Annotated in this window: 1 pseudogene; it reads right to left on the reverse strand. The window is 22.3% G+C overall.

Annotation, left to right across the window (positions count from 1 at the left end):
• A pseudogene (locus ACY2RW_RS16295) lies at positions 1-143 on the reverse strand (RNA polymerase subunit sigma-70); the annotation flags it as partial.
• Positions 144-242: the final 99 nt, after the last annotated feature.

The raw sequence follows: 242 nt of genomic DNA on the forward strand, positions 1-242 counted from the left end.
TTTTTCCAAAGTTGAATCGTTATTTCTTGAAGCAAATTATGATGCGCATTTTGGTTTGTAGTATATAATCTACAAATTTTATGTGCTATGTTCTGTTTTTTTTCAAAGTCTGATAAAAATTTAGTTTCTAAATCTTTCTGCACTTGTTGTTTGGTTAGTTTTATTATAATTAGCGTAAAAGTAAAAAATGTTACAATTTTGCTAAAATAATTTTTAATCGTTTATTTTTTTATAAATTTGTT

It is taken from the genome of Polaribacter sp. 2305UL8-11 (assembly GCF_058147165.1).